This is a genomic window from Streptomyces sp. NBC_01166 (genome assembly GCF_045039765.1).
Lineage (GTDB): Bacteria > Actinomycetota > Actinomycetes > Streptomycetales > Streptomycetaceae > Streptomyces.
The window spans coordinates 2,576,481-2,591,439 of the sequence record NZ_CP108613.1 but is presented as its reverse complement, the minus strand read 5'-3'; the positions used below and the strand labels follow the sequence as shown (position 1 = coordinate 2,591,439).

The following is a 14,959-nucleotide window of genomic DNA, read 5'->3' as shown; positions in this document are numbered from 1 at the left end:
GGCCGCCCATGTCTGAACCGTCCCCCTCCGCCGCGCCCCTCCTGGCACGCCTCCTCGACCTGCTGGCCGACGACGCGCCCGCCGAGGAGCTCGGCGCCGTCGCCTCGGAGGCGAGGGCCGCCGGTGTGCCCGCGGCCGACCTGGCCGAGGTGGAGCGGGCGGCCGCGACCGCCCTGCGGATCAGGGGTGCCCTGCGCCAGCACCGGCGCAGGGAGCTCCAGCTCACCGCCCTCTTCGACACGGCCGGCGACCTCGCGGCCTCCCGGGACCTGGACGATGTGCTGAAGGCGATCGTGCGGCGGGCCAGGATGCTGCTCGGCACCGACACCGCCTATCTCACGCTCCCCGACGAGGAGGCCGGGGACACCTACATGCGGGTCACCGACGGATCGGTGTCCGTGCTCTTCCAGCGGCTCCGGCTCGAGCTGGGCGAAGGGCTCGGCGGCCTGGTGGCACAGACCGCCAGCCCGTACGCCACCCCCGACTACCGCACCGACGAGCGCTTCCACCACACCCGCAACATCAACGCCGGTGTGCTGGACGAAGGTCTCGTCGCGATCCTCGGTGTCCCCCTGCTCCTCGGCTCCAGCCGGGGCGGCACGGGAAAGGTCATCGGGGTGCTCTTCGCGGCCGATCGTGCCGCGCGGGTCTTCAGCCCCGACGAGGTGGCCCTGCTCTGCTCGCTCGCCGCGCACGCCGCGATCGCGATCGACACCGCCCGGGCCCTGGACGACACCCGGGCCGCCCTCGCGGAACTCGCCGGCGCCAACGCGGAACTGGCCGAGGCCAACGCCGCCGTACGCGCGCACTCGGCCGCCATGCAGCGCGCCGAGGAGGCCCACGACCGGCTCACCGACCTGGTGCTGCGCGGCGGCGACGTGAAGGACGTCGCCGTGTCCGTCGCCGGACTGCTCGACAGCCCGCTCACCATCCACGACCCGGGCGGACGCCCGCTGGCCGCCGTACGGCCCGACGGAACCGGATTCGCCGCCGACAGCATGGACGCCGCCTGGCTCGCCGGCACCGCCGAGGAGTCCCGCCACGGGGCGCGCGCCGTGCACCGCGACGGCCGGTGGGTCTGCGCCGTGCTCGCCGGCCAGGAGCTCCTCGCCAGCCTGGTGCTGCACCGGCCGGACCGGCTCGACGACTCCGACCGGCGGCTCTTCGAACGCGCCGCCGTCGTCACCGGGCTGCTCCTGCTGCTGCGCCGCACGGTCGCCGAGACCGAGAACCGGATACGGGGCGAGCTGATCAGCGACCTGCTCGGCGATCCGGAGCGCGATCCGGCCGGGCTGGCCGAGCGGGGCCGGAGACTCGGCATCGACCTGGACCGGCCGCATCTGGTACTGGTCGCCGAGGCGTCCGCCAGGGAGAGACTCGGCGGCGCCGCGATGAGGTATCTGTTCGGCGGCGACATCCACGGGGTGAGCGCCGAACACGCGGGCACCGTCGTGCTGCTGATCGACTGCGACGCCGACACCACGCAGGCGGGCGCCGCCGCACGCGCGGCGGCCGCGCAGCTCGGCCACCTCGTCCAGGAGCCCGTCACCGTCGCCGGTACGGGCCCGGCGCGCGGGGCCCGCGAACTCGCCGCCGCCTACGCGGAAGCCGCCCGCTGTCTGCGCGCCATGCGGGTGCTGGGACGCGGCGGCGAGGGGGCCGGAGTCGGCGAACTCGGCTTCCTGGGCGTCGTCCTGGGCAACGCGAAGGACGTTGACGGCTTCGTGACAGCGGTGCTGGGCCCGCTGCTGCGCTACGACGAACGGCGCGGCACCCATCTCGTACGGACGCTACGGGCGTACTTCGGCGCGGGCGGCAGCCTGATCCGGGCCAAGGACGAACTGCACGTCCATGTGAACACCGTGGTCCAGCGTCTCGACCGGATCCAGGTCCTGCTGGGCCGCGACTGGAACGAGCCCGACCGCGCGCTGGAGCTCCAGCTCGCCCTGCGGCTGCACCTCCTGTCGGGCGGCCGGGAGGGCTGAGCCCCGCCGCCCGCCGCCCTCAGCGGGGGAGCGCGGCCCGCAGCAGGGAGTCGGCGATCCGGCCGGCCCCCTTCTCGCCCGTCAGCACCGTGTAGTGGTTGACGTCCTCGACGCGCACCGCGCTGACCTTCGTGCCGGGCTGGCCCGCCGCCGCCAGCCTGGACTCGTCGTACAGCCCCTGCTCCTCGTCCATCAGCCCGCGCTCGGCCCACAACAGGGTGGCGGGCCCGGGGAGTTCGTGCACGGCAGCGAGCACCTCGTCCTGGAACAGGCCACCGCCGTCCGTGCGGATCGCCTCAAGCCGGCAGCCCGACCGCAGGGCCGGCTCCTCGCCCGTCAGGTCCCGCTGGATGTAGGCGTCCACCTCCGGCGACCAGTCCCCGTCCCCGAACGCGGGGTGGGCACGCCAGAACGAGCGATATGCGTCCCGGTCGGGGAAGGTCATCGAGAGCCGGTCCATGGCCGGCCCGATCACGGCCGTCAGCAGTTCGTCCGCCGAGAGATGCGTGGGCGCGGGGAAGCCGAACCCGCCGTCGACGAGCACCAGGGGGCCGAAGCGTCCCGGATGACGTACGGCCGCGAGCGCCGCGACGAACGCGCCCATCGAATGGCCCGCCAGCACCACCCGCTCCCGGCCCAGCGCCCCGGCGAGCGCGGCCGCGTCGTCCGCGTGGGCGGCGATGCCGTACGGGCCGGGCAGCCCGGCGCTGCCGGCCCGGCCCCGCAGGTCCGGGGCGACCAGCGTGGCCCGGCCGGCGAGCAGACGGGCCACCGCTCCCCAGGACAGGGCGTTGGCCGTGATGCCGTGCAGGGCCACGACCACCGGCGCGTCCGGATCGGGGGAGGGCCAGCGCAGGGCGGCCAGTTCGCCGCCGGCGACGGGGACGCGTATCTCCTCGTACGGGATCATCGGTGCTCCTCACGGGTCCTGCGCAGACGGGACGGGAGACGGGCCAGGCCGCCGGGCAGCAGGTGTACCACGGCCACGAACAGCACCCCGAGCAGGAACAGCGGCTGGGAGAGCGGCACGCGCAGGACCGCGGGCAGATCGGCGACCGCGCCCGAGCCGGCGAGGTCGCCGAGCCGGTGGTCGGCCCAGGTGTAGAGGATGCCGCCGACCATGGGGCCCCAGCGGGTGCCCGAGCCGCCCAGCACCACCATCACCAGCAGCGACAGGGTGAAGTCCGAGGTCGTCGTCTGGGGCGTCGAACCGCCGGTCAGCAGCAGGTGGACGAGCCCGCCCACCGCCGCCAGCGCCCCGGCCAGGACGAACGCCGTCAGCTTGAATCCGTACGGCTTCAGGCCCAGCACCTCCACCCGGCGCTCGTTCTCCTTGATGCCCTCCCAGACCCGGCCGGTGGGGGAGCGCACGGCCCATCGGACGACCCCGAGGGTGAGGACGAGGTAGGCGAGCGCGATCCAGTACAGATTCGCGGTGTGGTCGATGCCGACCAGCCACGACGGCAGAAGCTCCGCCGGGGCGGCCCGGCCCTCCTCGCCGCCGGTGAGGCCGCCCGGGTTGCGGGACACGAGGATCGAGCCGGCCTGCGCGAAGGCGAGCGTCACCATGGAGAAGCCGATGCCGGTGACCCGCAGGCTCACCGAGCCCAGCACCAGGGCGAGCGCGGTGCCGGAGCACAGCCCGAGGACCGCGGCGACGGCGAACGGCAGGCCCGCCTCCAGCAGGAACATGTTCGTGGCGTAGCTGCCCGCCGCGAAGTACAGCGCGTGCCCGAAGGAGAGCAGCCCCGTACGGCCCAGCAGCAGGTCGTAGCCGGTGGCGAGGGCGCCGAACAGCAGGCAGGTTGCCAGCAGTTGCAGGCTGCCCGGGCTGCCGAGCGGGCCGTCCAGCAGTCCGGGGACGGGCAGGGCGCTGTACGGCGCGACGATCAGGAGCACGAGGACGGCGGCCGGCCACCAGCGCAGCAGCCGGGGCCTGTTCCGCCCGGGCGCCGTGGTCACGGCGGCGGGTGCGGGTGTGGTGGCGGTGCTCACGCGAGCCTCCCGGTCAGTCCGCGCGGCCGGACGAGCAGCAGCGCGGCGAGCAGGACGACGACCGCCAGGTCGCCGAGGCCCGCTGCGGTGTAGTAGTTGGCGAACTGCTGGACCAGGCCGATGACGACGGCGGCCACGGCCGCACCGGTCACCGAGCCCATGCCGCCCATGACCACGACGACGAACGCGAAGATCAGCAGCGAGGTGCCCTGCCGGGGGTCGACCGAGCCGAAGTACAGCCCGCCGAGCGCGCCGCCCAGCGCGGCGGCGCAGCCACCGATCGCGAAGACCAGTGTGAACGCCTTGCGGACGTCGATGCCGAGCGCCGTCACCATCGCCCGGTCCTCGACCCCGGCGCGTACGACCAGGCCGTGCCGGGTCCGGCCGAGGAACAGCCGCAGCGCGGCCAGGACGACGACGGCCGCCGCGACGAGCACCAGTCGGTTGACCGGCACGTCCGCGCCCAGCAGCTGGAAGGTGCCGGACAGGGCCTCGGGCCCGGGGAAGGCCCGGGCGTCCGAACCCCAGATGCCCGACAGCAGGGCGGGCACGGCCAGCCCCACCCCGACCGTCGCGAGCACCTGCTCCCGGGGCCGGGTGTAGAGGGGGCGTACGACGGCCAGTTCCAGCACCACGGCGGCGAGGGTCCCCACCGCCGTGCCGAACAGGACCGCCAGGGCGAAGCCCCAGCCGCCGGGGCCGGCGCCGGGGAGGTTCCCGGACGCCGCCCACCAGGTGCCGTACGCCCCGATGGAGAGCAGCGCCCCGTGGGCGAAGTTGAGCACGTCCATCAGGCCGAAGATCAGCGAGAGGCCCGACGCGATGAGGAAGTAGAGCGCCCCCAGGCCGAGTCCGGTCATGGTCAGCAGCACGATGGTGGACATCAGGAATCCGCCTCCGCGGTGGTCGGGGTGAGCGGGCCCTTGCCGACGCCGAGCAGCCGGCGGGTGGCCTCCGCGTCGCCCAGCAGTGCGGCGGCCTCGCCCTGGTGGGCCGTCCGTCCGTCGGCGAGCACCGCACAGTGGTCGGCGAGCCTGCGGACGACGGCGAGATTCTGCTCGACCAGGAGCACCGGCACCGCCTCGGCGGCGCGTTCCAGCACCTGGGCGACCTCGGTGACGACCTTGGGGGCCAGGCCCTTGGTGGGCTCGTCGGCGATGATCAGCCGGTTGCCGTTGAGCAGGGTGCGTCCGATGGCCACCATCTGCTGCTGGCCGCCGGAGAGCGTCCCCGCCAACTGCTTCTCGCGAAGTTTCAGTTCGGGGAAGAGCTCGTGGACCAGGCCGTACGCGGGCCCGTCGGCGCCCCGGCGTTCGGCCAGCCGCAGATTCTCGGCGACGGTGAGCCCCGCGAAGACTCCCCGGTCCTCGGGGGCGTATCCGATGCCCCGGCGGACCAGGGTGTGGGTGGGCAGGCCCACGGTCTCCTCGCCGTCCAGGAGCACGCTGCCGGCGCGCGGCACGAGCCCCAGGACGCCGCGTACGGTCGTGGTCTTGCCGGCGCCGTTGCGGCCGAGGAGAGCCGTCACGCCGTGGCGTGCCACGTCCAGGTCGACGCCGTGCAGGATGTGCCGGCCGCCGATCAGGACGCGCAGGTCACGTACGACGAGGAGTGCGGGCGGCGTGGTCGCCGGGGGCGGCGTCACAGGGGGCGGCGTCACAGTCCCTCCCCGAGGTAGGCCTGCTGGACGACCGGGTCGGCGGTCACCGCGCCCGGGGTGTCCAGGGCGAGCAGGCGGCCGTGGTGCATCACCGCCAGCCGGTCCGCGAGTCCCAGCAGGACGTCCATGTGGTGCTCGACCATGAGCACGGTGCGGCCCTCCTCGCGGTGCAGTGCCCGGATCAGTTCCGTGAGGGCCGGGACCTCCTCGGCGCTCACCCCGGCCATCGGCTCGTCGAGCAGCATCAGCCGGGGCTCGCCCACCAGCAGCACGGCGAGCTCCAGCTTCCGCTTCTCGCCGTGGGAGAGCTCGGCCGCCGTGGCCCCGGCGCGGTGGCCGAGGCCGGTGCGCTCCAGCACGCCGTTCACCTCGGCGGTGTACGGGGAAGCGCGCCTCCAGAGCCGGTGCGAACCGCCCGCCCCGGCCTGCGCGGCCAGCCGGACGTGCTCGGCCACGGTCATCTGCGGCCAGAGGCTGGACGTCTGGAACGTCCGCCCGATCCCGCGCCGCGCACGGGTGTGCACGGGCAGTCCGGTGAGGTCCGCGCCGTCCAGCGCGAGGGTGCCCGCGGTGGGCGTGACGATCCCGCTGATCAGGTTGAACAGGGAGGTCTTGCCTGCCCCGTTGGGCCCGATGAAGGCGAGGAACTCGCCCTCCCGGACGTCCAGCGTGACGTCCTCGACGATGGCCGCCCCGCCGACGCGCCACCCCAGTCCGTCCAGCCGGAGCACCGGAGCGCCCGTACGCGCCCCCTCGTCCCGCGCGGTGGCGGTGCCGGATACGGTCACGGGTCAGCCCGCCGAGGGCTTCGCGGGCGGGGCCACCGCGTCCATCGGCAGGGTGCTCACCAGCTCGGGCTTCGCGGCGGCTCCGGTGCCGTTGAGCTCGGCGACGAACATCGGCTGCACCAGAGCGTGGTCCTCGGCGCGGATCTGCTGCCTGCCCTTCACCCCGTCGAAGCTCCAGCCCTCCAGGGCCTTCACCATGGCGGCGGTGTCGGTGGCACCGCCCTCCTCGACGGCCCGCACGATCATCTGCGCCGCGGTGAAACCGTCGGTGCTGAACAGGTCGGGGGTGCCGCCCGCCTTCTCGACGCCGTCGAGCATGGCCTTCTCCACGGCGTTGCCGCCGCCCGCGCCGGGGAAGTAGTGCGCGAGGAAGGAGACCTTGGTGCCGGCCGCGCCGAAGACCGGGTACGACGCCGTCCCGGCCAGCCCGGTGACGACCTTGCCGGCGCTCAGCACACCCTGCTGGTCCAGCGCGGTCCACAGGGCGGGGGCGGTCGCGCCGGCCCAGGCGACGAAGACCAGGTCGGGGCCGCCCGCCTTCACCTGCCGGGCGAAGGGAGTGAGGTCCGTGGCGCTGGGCGGGGCGAGCACGGAGCCCACCTTCGCCCCCTCGGCGCCCAGGACCGCCTTGACGGCGGCGACGTTGGCCTGGCCGAAGGTCGAGTCCTGCGCGAGGACGGTGACCTTCTTGCCCCTGGGGTCGCCGAGCATGGTGCCCGCGGTCAGGATGTCCTGGTAGGACTGCCGGCCGGACCGGAAGGTGTACGCGTTGATCCCGGTCACCGCGTCCGTGGCGGCCGGGCCGTTGACATACAGCACCTTGTTCTGGGCGGCCAGCGGGGCCATCTGGAGCGCGACGCCGGAGTCGGTGGTGCCGGCCAGCACCTTGTAGCCCTTGCCGATCAGGTTCTTCGCGGCGGAGACGGCCTTGCCGGGGTCGCCCGCGTCGTCCTGCTCGGTGACCTCGATCGGGTGGCCGCCCGCCTTGCCGGTGCCCTTCGTCGCGTGGTCGAGGCCCGCCATGAACCCGTCGCGGTACTGCTTCCCGTACGCGGCGAGCAGTCCCGTACGGGAGTAGACGAGGCCCACCTTCACGGCCTCGTCCCCACCCTTGGCGGACCCGGACCCGGACCCGGACCCGCTGCCCGCCTGCCCGGCGGCGGTGCATCCCACCAGGAGCAGGCCGGCGGCGCCGAGAGCGGTCGCGGTCAGGGTTCTTCTCTGGACGGTGCCTACGGCTCTGCGACGCATGGGGACCGGCTCCTCGGCGTGGTTCGGGTGATGTCGGCCGAACCGTACGAACACCGTGGCGCCGTCGACATGGTGCAGGGAACCTCACCTGGGCGGGTGCCGGTGTGGGCACCGCACATGGGCACCTGGGCCCTCTCGTTGTGATCAGGCCGGGCTCGCGTGCCCTGGCACCGCACCTCGCGGCGTTGTCGTCAATCCTCCCCAAGCTCTCGGCTCCTCCCCCACTCTCGGCTTCGCTCGAGCGGGGGGACCCCCTGAGCAGGGGAGACCCCAATCGCTCCGCGTTGCCTCAATCCTCCGCCTTGCGACGCACGGCGCCAGGCCCCGCTCCCTGATCCGGCCTGATCCGACCGAAAGGCCCTGTCAGCGGTTGTCCGCCGGGAGGTCGATCAGCCCGCACACCGTCTCGATGTCCCGCCTCACCTGTGCGATCGACTCCCGCCCCGACAGCCAGGTGATCAGCGCCGAGTGCCAGGTGTGCTCGATGACGCGGACCACGGAGAGCTGCTCCTGCGTGGGGTCCTCGACCCTCATCGCGTCCAGGACGATCGCCGTCGTCAGCCGGGACACGGCGTCCACCTCCGGGCTCACCCCGCGGTCGGCGAAGGTCAGCGCCCGCACCATGGCGTCCGCCAGATGGGGCTCGCGCTGGAGTGCCCGGAAGGCCAGCATCAGGGTCTCCGCCACCCGCTCGGCGGCGTCGTCCCCGGCGGGCGGCTGTCTGCGGAGCGTGACGTGCAGATGCCGGAGCTGGTCCTGCATGAGCGCCACCAGCAGATGGACCTTGGACGGGAAGTAGCGGTACAGCGTGCCCAGGGCGACCCCGGCGGCGTCCGCCACCTCACGCATCTGGACGGCCTCGAAACCGCCGCGCCCCGCGAGCTGGGCGCCGGCCCGCAGAATGCTCCGGCGGCGGGCCTCCTGGCGTTCCGTCAGGGGAGGCTCCGCAGGCCTGGCTTCGGCTGTCATCTGTCCCCATCCAAAAAGGGAGAACCGGTTCCCTGTCCGGCCGGGCGTCTGTTTCCGGGCGCGCACAGCATGCCAGGGTGACCGCCGTGGCGCGAATCACCTGATCCGGCCGTCACGCCGACGCTACCTGCCGGTAGATTCGATGCGGGTTGAACCGCCCAGTCTGAAACTTGTTCTAGATTAGCGCGACCGGTTACGCTCCGGCGAACGTAGTGAGAAGGGGGCCGAGTGTGACCGCTGAGGCCATAGAGACGGGCCCCTTCGCGGGCGGCGACACGGCGGGCACCGACGGTGACCGGCCCCTGCGCATCGCACTCCTGACCTACAAGGGCAACCCCTTCTGCGGTGGCCAGGGCGTCTACGTCCGACACCTCGGCCGCGAGCTGGCCCGGCTCGGCCACAGCGTCGAAGTGATCGGTGCCCAGCCCTATCCGGTGCTCGACGAGGGCGTTCCGCTCACCGAGCTGCCGAGCCTCGACCTCTACCGCCAGCCCGACCCGTTCCGCACCCCGGGACGCGGCGAGTACCGCGACTGGATCGACTTCGCCGAGGTCGCCACCATGTGGACCGGCGGCTTCCCCGAGCCGCTCACCTTCAGCCTGCGGGCACGCCGTCATCTCCTCGCCAGGCGCGGTGACTTCGACGTCGTGCACGACAACCAGACGCTCGGTTACGGCTTGCTCGGCGACATCGGCGCACCCCTCGTCACCACGATCCACCACCCGATCACCGTCGACCGGCGGCTGGACCTGGACGCCGCCGGATCGGCGCGCCGCCGGCTCGCCGTGCGCCGCTGGTACGGCTTCACCCGCATGCAGAAGCGCGTCGCCCGCCGCCTGCCGTCCGTCCTCACCGTCTCCGGCTCGTCCCAGCAGGAGATCGTCGAGCACCTCGGGGTGCGCCGGGACCGTATCCAGGTCGTGCACATCGGGGCCGACACCGACCTCTGGTCGCCCGACCCCTCGGTCGCGGAGGTCCCCGGACGGATCGTCACCACCTCCAGCGCCGACGTCCCGCTCAAGGGCCTCGTCCACCTCGTGGAGGCCCTCGCCAAGCTCCGCACCGAGAACCCGCAGGCGCACCTCGTGGTCGTCGGCAAGCGGGCCGAACGCGGCCCCGTCGCCCAGGCGATCGCGCGCCACGGGCTCCAGGACGCCGTCGAGTTCGTCAAGGGCATCAGCGACGCCGAACTCGTCGACCTGGTCCGCAGCGCCCAGATCTCCTGCGTCCCCTCGCTGTACGAGGGCTTCTCGCTGCCCGCCGCCGAGGCCATGGCCACGGGGACCCCGCTGGTGGCCACCACCGGCGGCGCCATCCCGGAGGTCACGGGGCCCGACGGGGAGACCTGCCTCGCCGTGCCGCCCGGCGACGCGGGGGCACTGGCCGCCGCCCTCGGCCGGCTCCTGGGCGACCGAGAGCTGCGCGCCCGCCTCGGCGAGGCCGGCCGCGCCCGGGTGCTGGCCAACTTCACCTGGGCCAAGGCCGCCCTCGGCACCGTCGAGCTGTACCGTCAGTCGATCGCAGCCCGGGGGGCCCGCAGGTGACCACCCCCGTGGCTCCCGGAATCCGTACCTCCGACCTCGAAGGCAGGCCCCCGTGCTGACCGTCGACTTCACCCGCTTCCCGCTCGCCGCCGGCGACCGGGTGCTCGATCTGGGCTGCGGCGCCGGCCGGCACGCCTTCGAGTGCTACCGGCGCGGCGCCCAGGTGGTGGCCCTCGACCAGAACGGCGAGGAGATCCGCGAGGTCGCGAAGTGGTTCGCCGCGATGAAGGAGGCCGGTGAGGCGCCCGCGGGCGCGACCGCCACCGCGATGGAGGGCGACGCCCTCAACCTGCCTTTCCCCGACGCCTCCTTCGACGTCGTCATCATCTCCGAGGTGATGGAGCACATCCCCGACGACAAGGGCGTCCTCGCCGAGATGGTCCGGGTCCTGAAGCCCGGCGGCCGGATCGCGATCACCGTGCCCCGCTACGGCCCCGAGAAGGTCTGCTGGACGCTCTCCGACGCGTACCACGAGGTCGAGGGCGGGCACATCCGCATCTACAAGGCCGACGAGCTGCTCGGCAGGATCCGCGAGGCCGGGCTCAAGCCCTACGGCACCCACCACGCGCACGCCCTGCACAGCCCCTACTGGTGGCTGAAGTGCGCGTTCGGCGTCGACAACGACAAGGCGCTGCCCGTGCGCGCCTACCACAAGCTGCTGGTCTGGGACATCATGAAGAAGCCCCTGGCCACCCGGGTCGCCGAGCAGCTGCTCAACCCGGTCGTCGGCAAGAGCTTCGTGGCGTACGCGACCAAGCCGCACCTGCCGAAGGCCGAGGCGTGAGCACGCCGGAGCAGACCGAACACCTCGTCCTGCCGGGCGTCCTCACCGCCGAACAGGCCGCCGAGACCGTGGCCGCGGTGCTCGCCGTGCAGCGCGAGGACGGGGCGCTGCCCTGGTTCCGCGGCCACCACCTCGACCCGTGGGACCACACCGAGGCCGCGATGGCGCTGGACGCGGCCGGCGAGCACGAGGCCGCCGCCCGCGCCTACGCGTGGCTGGCCCGCCACCAGAACGAGGACGGCTCGTGGTACGCCGCGTACCACGACGGTGACCCCGACAGGCCGACCGACCTGGGGCGCGAGACCAACTTCTGCGCCTACGTGGCCGTCGGCGTCTGGCACCACTACCTCGCCACCGGCGACGACGCGTTCGTCGACCGGATGTGGCCGACGGTCTTCGCCGCGGTCGAGTTCGTGCTGCGGCTCCAGCAGCCCGGCGGGGAGATCGGCTGGAAGCGCGAGGCCGACGGCACCCCCGTCGGCGACGCCCTGCTGACCGGCTCCTCCTCCGTGTACCAGGCGCTGCGCTGCGCGCTGGCACTGGCGGAGCAGCGTGAGGAGGCCCAGCCGGACTGGGAGTTGGCGGCCGGGGCCCTGGGCCACGCGATCCGCAGCCACCCCGAGCGCTTCCTGGACAAGAGCCGCTACTCGATGGACTGGTACTACCCGGTCCTCGGCGGCGCGGTCACCGGCGCCGCCGCGACCCGGCGGATCGAGGACGGCTGGGACAGCTTCGTGGTCCCCGGACTCGGCGTGCGCTGTGTGCTCCCCAACCCCTGGGTGACGGGCGGCGAGAGCTGCGAACTGGCCCTGGCGCTCTGGGTGACGGGGGAGTCGGACCGCGCCCTGGAGATCCTGCAGTCCATCCAGCACCTGCGGGCCGAGGGCGGCCTCTACTGGACGGGGTACGTCTTCGAGGGCGAGCGGGCCATATGGCCCGAGGAACTCACCACCTGGACGGCCGGATCACTGCTCCTCGCGGTGGCCGCGCTCGGGGGGGACGAGGCGACCACCGCGGTCTTCAGCGGCGAACGGCTGCCGACGGGGCTGGAACCGGACTGTTGCCGGGTCGGTTAGGGCCTTCCGTCCGGACGGAAGGCCCTAGAAGCGGCGGACCCGGCCCGCCACGGCGTGGCCGATGAACAGGTAGACGACGGCGGCCAGTCCGTAGCCTGTGACGACGCGTGCCCACGCCTCGTCGAAGGTGAACAGGTCGTACGACCAGCCGGCCAGCCAGCGGGCCGAGTCCTGGACGAACTGAACCAGGTCGTTACCCCGGTTGGCGTCGAGCAGGTACATCAGGATCCACAGAATGATGATGAAGGCCATGATGTCCGCGACGACGGCTATGACGCGTGCTGCGGTGCTGCTTCCTGTGCCTGTTCTGGGAGACATGTTCTCCGGATTGCCGCTTTACGTTGGGTGAAACCCGTACGGCGTGCGCCGGGTGGCGGCCCGCACCCGCACGGGTGAGCCTGGCGAAGAGTGCCGGCCCGCGTCACTCACCGTGATGACCCTGGTCAGGGAGGCTCGTAGTGCCCCGTTCCGTACCGCTCCGCCGGCTCGTCCTGGCGCTGACGCTGTCCTGCGTCCTGCTGGCGGGGGCCACCGCCTGCGGGGACGCCGACGGCGGTAACCGGGCCGCCAGCAGTTCCGCGAGCCCGAGCCCCACGACGTCGGCGCAGAAGCAGAAGTACGCCAAGGCGCGTTTCGTGGCCAACGCGGGCCTGGCGGCAGGGGCGGCGTACCAGTGGATCGTGAAGCCCTACAGGGCCGGCAAGTTCAAGAAGGGCGCGGACGGGCGCACCTTCGCCATGGTCAAGGCGGGGGTGGCGGGCGCCTTCGCGTACAACCGGCTCAACGCCGCGGCGGAGAACGCCAAGGGCGACCCGCTCCTGTCGAAGGCCGTGGCCCCGCTGACCGCCGGGATCGCCTCGCTGAAGGACGTGGCCACCAGGATGAGCAAGGGTGAGGCGGGCGCCGGGGACGTGGGGGCCTTCGAGAGCGTCATCAACAGCGTGAAGGAAGCCGGGAAGAGCGCGGGCGCCGAGGTGAAGAACAAGGTCCCGTCGACCTCACAGCTGGGCGGATAACCAGCTGAACGGATGTCCGTACGCCGCATAGGGTGCGAGGATGACCCTCCTTTCACACGTGCGGTACTGCGACGAGATCCTGGTGCAGACCGACCGGTTGGGCGCGCTGGTCAAGGACGCCGACCTGACCCTGCGCGTCCCCACCTGCCCCGACTGGAACCTGCGCGAACTCGTCGTCCACGTCGGAGGTGCGCATCGCTGGGCCGGTGAGATCGTCCGCAGCCGGGCGGCCGGCGCGATCCCCGAGGAACAGGTGCCGGACGCCGGGGGGCCGGCCGGCGACGACCCTGGCGGAATGGCTGACGGCGGGCGCCGCCGCGACCGTGGACGCCCTGCGCGAGGCGGGCCCGGACACCGAGGTCTGGACCTGGGGGTGGGAGCGCCGGACCGCCTTCTGGGCCCGGCGCATGGCTCACGAGACCGCCGTCCACGGTGCGGACGCGGCCCTCGCCGTGGGGACGGTCTTCGAGGTGTCACCCGGCCTGGCCGCCGACACGATCACCGAGTGGCTCCAGATCGTCGTCTTCGCCCAGGCGCAGGGCGACCCGGAAGCAGCCGAACTGCGCGGCGGCGGACGGTCCTTGCATCTGCACGCCACGGATGTCCCCGGCGCGGAGTGGCTCATCGATTTCGGCGAAGAGGGCTTCACCTGGCGTCACGCCCACGAGAAGGCGACCGTGGCCCTCCGCGGCCCGCTGACCGATCTGATGCTGGCGTTCAACCGCAGGCAGAAGCCGGACGAGGGCGGACTGGAGGTCCTGGGGGACCGGGGGCTGCTGGACTTCTGGCTGGAGAGGTCGTCCTTCGGCTGAGAGGCCCGGACATGCGAGTGGCCCCCGCCCGGAAGGGCGGGGGCCACTCGCATATGACGGCTCAGCCGCGCTGGATGCCCGTGGTGTCCTGGAGGACGCCACGACGGCCGTCCTGCGTCTGGGCGATGAGCCCGGGGCCACGCTGCTCGACCGCGAGGTACCACGTACCCGGAGCGAGCTCCGCGATCGGGTTGGGGGCGCCGTCCTCGCCGTACAGCGGGCGGGCCACCGGAACCGCGAACCAGAACGGGGTGAAGTCACCGGCCGGTGCCCCACCACTCTGCGGAGCCTGCTGCGCGGCCTGCTGCTGGTGCTCCGGCTGACCCTGCTGGCCGGGCTGGCCCGGCTGGGCACCGTACGGCTGGGGCTGGCCGGGCTGCGTGCCGAACGGCTGCTGGGCGCCGGGGTAGCCGTAACCCTGGCCGGGCTGCTGGCCGTATGCCGGCTGCACCTGCGCCGGGCGCGGTGCGCCCAGGAGCGGGGCCTGGAGCGCGGGAACCATCGGAGTGGCCACGGCGCCGCCTGCCAGTACGAGGGTCGCCAGCAGCCCGAGGATCAGGCCGGCGCCCGCGTCACCCGCGTCGATGATCGTCCAGAACATGGTCCACAGGGAGAACACGGTGAACGCGGCGCCGAACTGGCCGAGTTCGAAGCCGGCCACCTTGCGGCCCGGCATCGCGCGGCTGACGATCAGCAGCGCGGCGCCGATGATGCCGGCCAGGTAGATGCCCATCAGGACGGAGAGCGAGTCCCAGGCGTTCGAGCTGTAGTTCGAGCAGTCCACGCCCGAGGGGCAGTCGACGCCGAAGAGGTCGAGGAAAGAGGCGACGAACAGCACGACCGCTGCTCCGATCACCACGCCGTCGCCTCGAGTGAGGGAGCGGATATTCACGTGAAGGTCCTTAGTCGGTCGTCTCGTCGGGGCGGTCGTCGATGCCGCCCGATCGGCGGGTTACGGCGCGAAGCTCGGGGGCGGCTCCCCATCGTACGGATGAATCTATCGTCTGCCCGGGCGGGTTGTGATGCTGCCCGGACCTCGGACGGGCTATCCCCCCAATGTCGCCACTATCACCGCAGAA

15 protein-coding genes are annotated in these 14,959 nt (G+C 72.9%); 6 read left to right on the top strand and 9 right to left on the bottom strand.

Annotated features, from left to right (window positions below):
- Positions 1-8: 8 nt before the first annotated feature.
- Positions 9-1,985, top strand: coding sequence for a helix-turn-helix domain-containing protein (locus tag OG379_RS11960; RefSeq protein ID WP_405661933.1), 1,977 nt, complete (start codon positions 9-11; stop codon positions 1,983-1,985).
- Between the two features lie 19 nt (positions 1,986-2,004).
- Here the strand turns inward: OG379_RS11960 and OG379_RS11955 are convergent, their stop codons facing one another.
- The 7 genes from OG379_RS11955 to OG379_RS11925 all read right to left on the bottom strand — a co-directional run bounded on the left by OG379_RS11955 (position 2,005) and on the right by OG379_RS11925 (position 8,648).
- On the bottom strand, positions 2,005-2,895 hold the full coding sequence (locus OG379_RS11955; RefSeq protein WP_405661931.1) for an alpha/beta fold hydrolase: 891 nt from the start codon (positions 2,893-2,895) through the stop codon (positions 2,005-2,007).
- Positions 2,892-3,980, bottom strand: coding sequence for a branched-chain amino acid ABC transporter permease (locus OG379_RS11950; protein ID WP_393761534.1), 1,089 nt, complete (start codon positions 3,978-3,980; stop codon positions 2,892-2,894). Before OG379_RS11950 ends, OG379_RS11955 begins: the two co-directional genes overlap by 4 nt.
- A complete protein-coding gene (locus OG379_RS11945; RefSeq protein ID WP_405661928.1) occupies positions 3,977-4,864 on the bottom strand; it encodes a branched-chain amino acid ABC transporter permease in 888 nt (295 codons plus the stop codon). Before OG379_RS11945 ends, OG379_RS11950 begins: the two co-directional genes overlap by 4 nt.
- Positions 4,864-5,640: an ABC transporter ATP-binding protein gene (locus OG379_RS11940; protein WP_405661926.1), complete on the bottom strand. Its 777-nt coding sequence runs from the start codon at positions 5,638-5,640 to the stop codon at positions 4,864-4,866. The genes OG379_RS11945 and OG379_RS11940 overlap by 1 nt, the downstream gene beginning before the upstream one ends.
- Positions 5,637-6,428: an ABC transporter ATP-binding protein gene (locus OG379_RS11935; RefSeq protein ID WP_405661923.1), complete on the bottom strand. Its 792-nt coding sequence runs from the start codon at positions 6,426-6,428 to the stop codon at positions 5,637-5,639. The genes OG379_RS11940 and OG379_RS11935 overlap by 4 nt, the downstream gene beginning before the upstream one ends.
- 3 nt (positions 6,429-6,431) lie before the next feature.
- Positions 6,432-7,679 (bottom strand): substrate-binding domain-containing protein, encoded by a 1,248-nt coding sequence (locus OG379_RS11930; protein WP_405661920.1) that lies wholly within the window; start codon positions 7,677-7,679, stop codon positions 6,432-6,434.
- 363 nt (positions 7,680-8,042) lie between these two features.
- Complete coding sequence (locus OG379_RS11925) at positions 8,043-8,648, bottom strand: TetR family transcriptional regulator (RefSeq protein ID WP_405661918.1); 606 nt, start codon at positions 8,646-8,648, stop codon at positions 8,043-8,045.
- 230 nt (positions 8,649-8,878) lie between these two features.
- Between OG379_RS11925 and OG379_RS11920 the strand changes: the two genes are divergently transcribed.
- From OG379_RS11920 to OG379_RS11910, 3 genes are read left to right on the top strand one after another with little or no spacing between them, the layout of a single operon-like run.
- A complete protein-coding gene (locus OG379_RS11920; protein ID WP_393761521.1) occupies positions 8,879-10,192 on the top strand; it encodes a glycosyltransferase family 4 protein in 1,314 nt (437 codons plus the stop codon).
- Between the two features lie 52 nt (positions 10,193-10,244).
- Positions 10,245-10,976, top strand: a complete 732-nt coding sequence (locus OG379_RS11915; RefSeq protein ID WP_033299793.1) for a class I SAM-dependent methyltransferase — start codon at positions 10,245-10,247, stop codon at positions 10,974-10,976.
- Positions 10,973-12,052, top strand: a complete 1,080-nt coding sequence (locus OG379_RS11910) for a prenyltransferase (RefSeq protein ID WP_405661914.1) — start codon at positions 10,973-10,975, stop codon at positions 12,050-12,052. The genes OG379_RS11915 and OG379_RS11910 overlap by 4 nt, the downstream gene beginning before the upstream one ends.
- A 24-nt stretch (positions 12,053-12,076) precedes the next feature.
- On the opposite strand, the gene OG379_RS11905 is transcribed toward OG379_RS11910, so the two are convergent.
- Complete coding sequence (locus tag OG379_RS11905) at positions 12,077-12,370, bottom strand: hypothetical protein (protein ID WP_104785126.1); 294 nt, start codon at positions 12,368-12,370, stop codon at positions 12,077-12,079.
- A gap of 140 nt (positions 12,371-12,510) precedes the next feature.
- On the opposite strand from OG379_RS11905, the gene OG379_RS11900 reads away from it, so the two are divergent.
- Positions 12,511-13,068 (top strand): hypothetical protein, encoded by a 558-nt coding sequence (locus tag OG379_RS11900; protein ID WP_405661912.1) that lies wholly within the window; start codon positions 12,511-12,513, stop codon positions 13,066-13,068.
- A 188-nt stretch (positions 13,069-13,256) separates the two neighbouring features.
- Positions 13,257-13,880 (top strand): maleylpyruvate isomerase family mycothiol-dependent enzyme, encoded by a 624-nt coding sequence (locus OG379_RS11895; protein ID WP_405661910.1) that lies wholly within the window; start codon positions 13,257-13,259, stop codon positions 13,878-13,880.
- Between the two features lie 61 nt (positions 13,881-13,941).
- On the opposite strand, the gene OG379_RS11890 is transcribed toward OG379_RS11895, so the two are convergent.
- Complete coding sequence (locus OG379_RS11890; protein ID WP_405661908.1) at positions 13,942-14,772, bottom strand: DUF5336 domain-containing protein; 831 nt, start codon at positions 14,770-14,772, stop codon at positions 13,942-13,944.
- Positions 14,773-14,959 lie beyond the last annotated feature (187 nt).

Bases quoted from the DNA above. Each gene is read 5' to 3' on its own strand.
- OG379_RS11960 (WP_405661933.1), top strand. From the start codon at position 9: ATGTCTGAACCGTCCCCCTCCGCCGCGCCCCTCCTGGCACGCCTCCTC.
- OG379_RS11955 (WP_405661931.1), bottom strand. From the start codon at position 2,895: ATGATCCCGTACGAGGAGATACGCGTCCCCGTCGCCGGCGGCGAACTG.
- OG379_RS11945 (WP_405661928.1), bottom strand. From the start codon at position 4,864: ATGTCCACCATCGTGCTGCTGACCATGACCGGACTCGGCCTGGGGGCG.
- OG379_RS11930 (WP_405661920.1), bottom strand. From the start codon at position 7,679: ATGCGTCGCAGAGCCGTAGGCACCGTCCAGAGAAGAACCCTGACCGCG.
- OG379_RS11925 (WP_405661918.1), bottom strand. From the start codon at position 8,648: ATGACAGCCGAAGCCAGGCCTGCGGAGCCTCCCCTGACGGAACGCCAG.
- OG379_RS11905 (WP_104785126.1), bottom strand. From the start codon at position 12,370: ATGTCTCCCAGAACAGGCACAGGAAGCAGCACCGCAGCACGCGTCATA.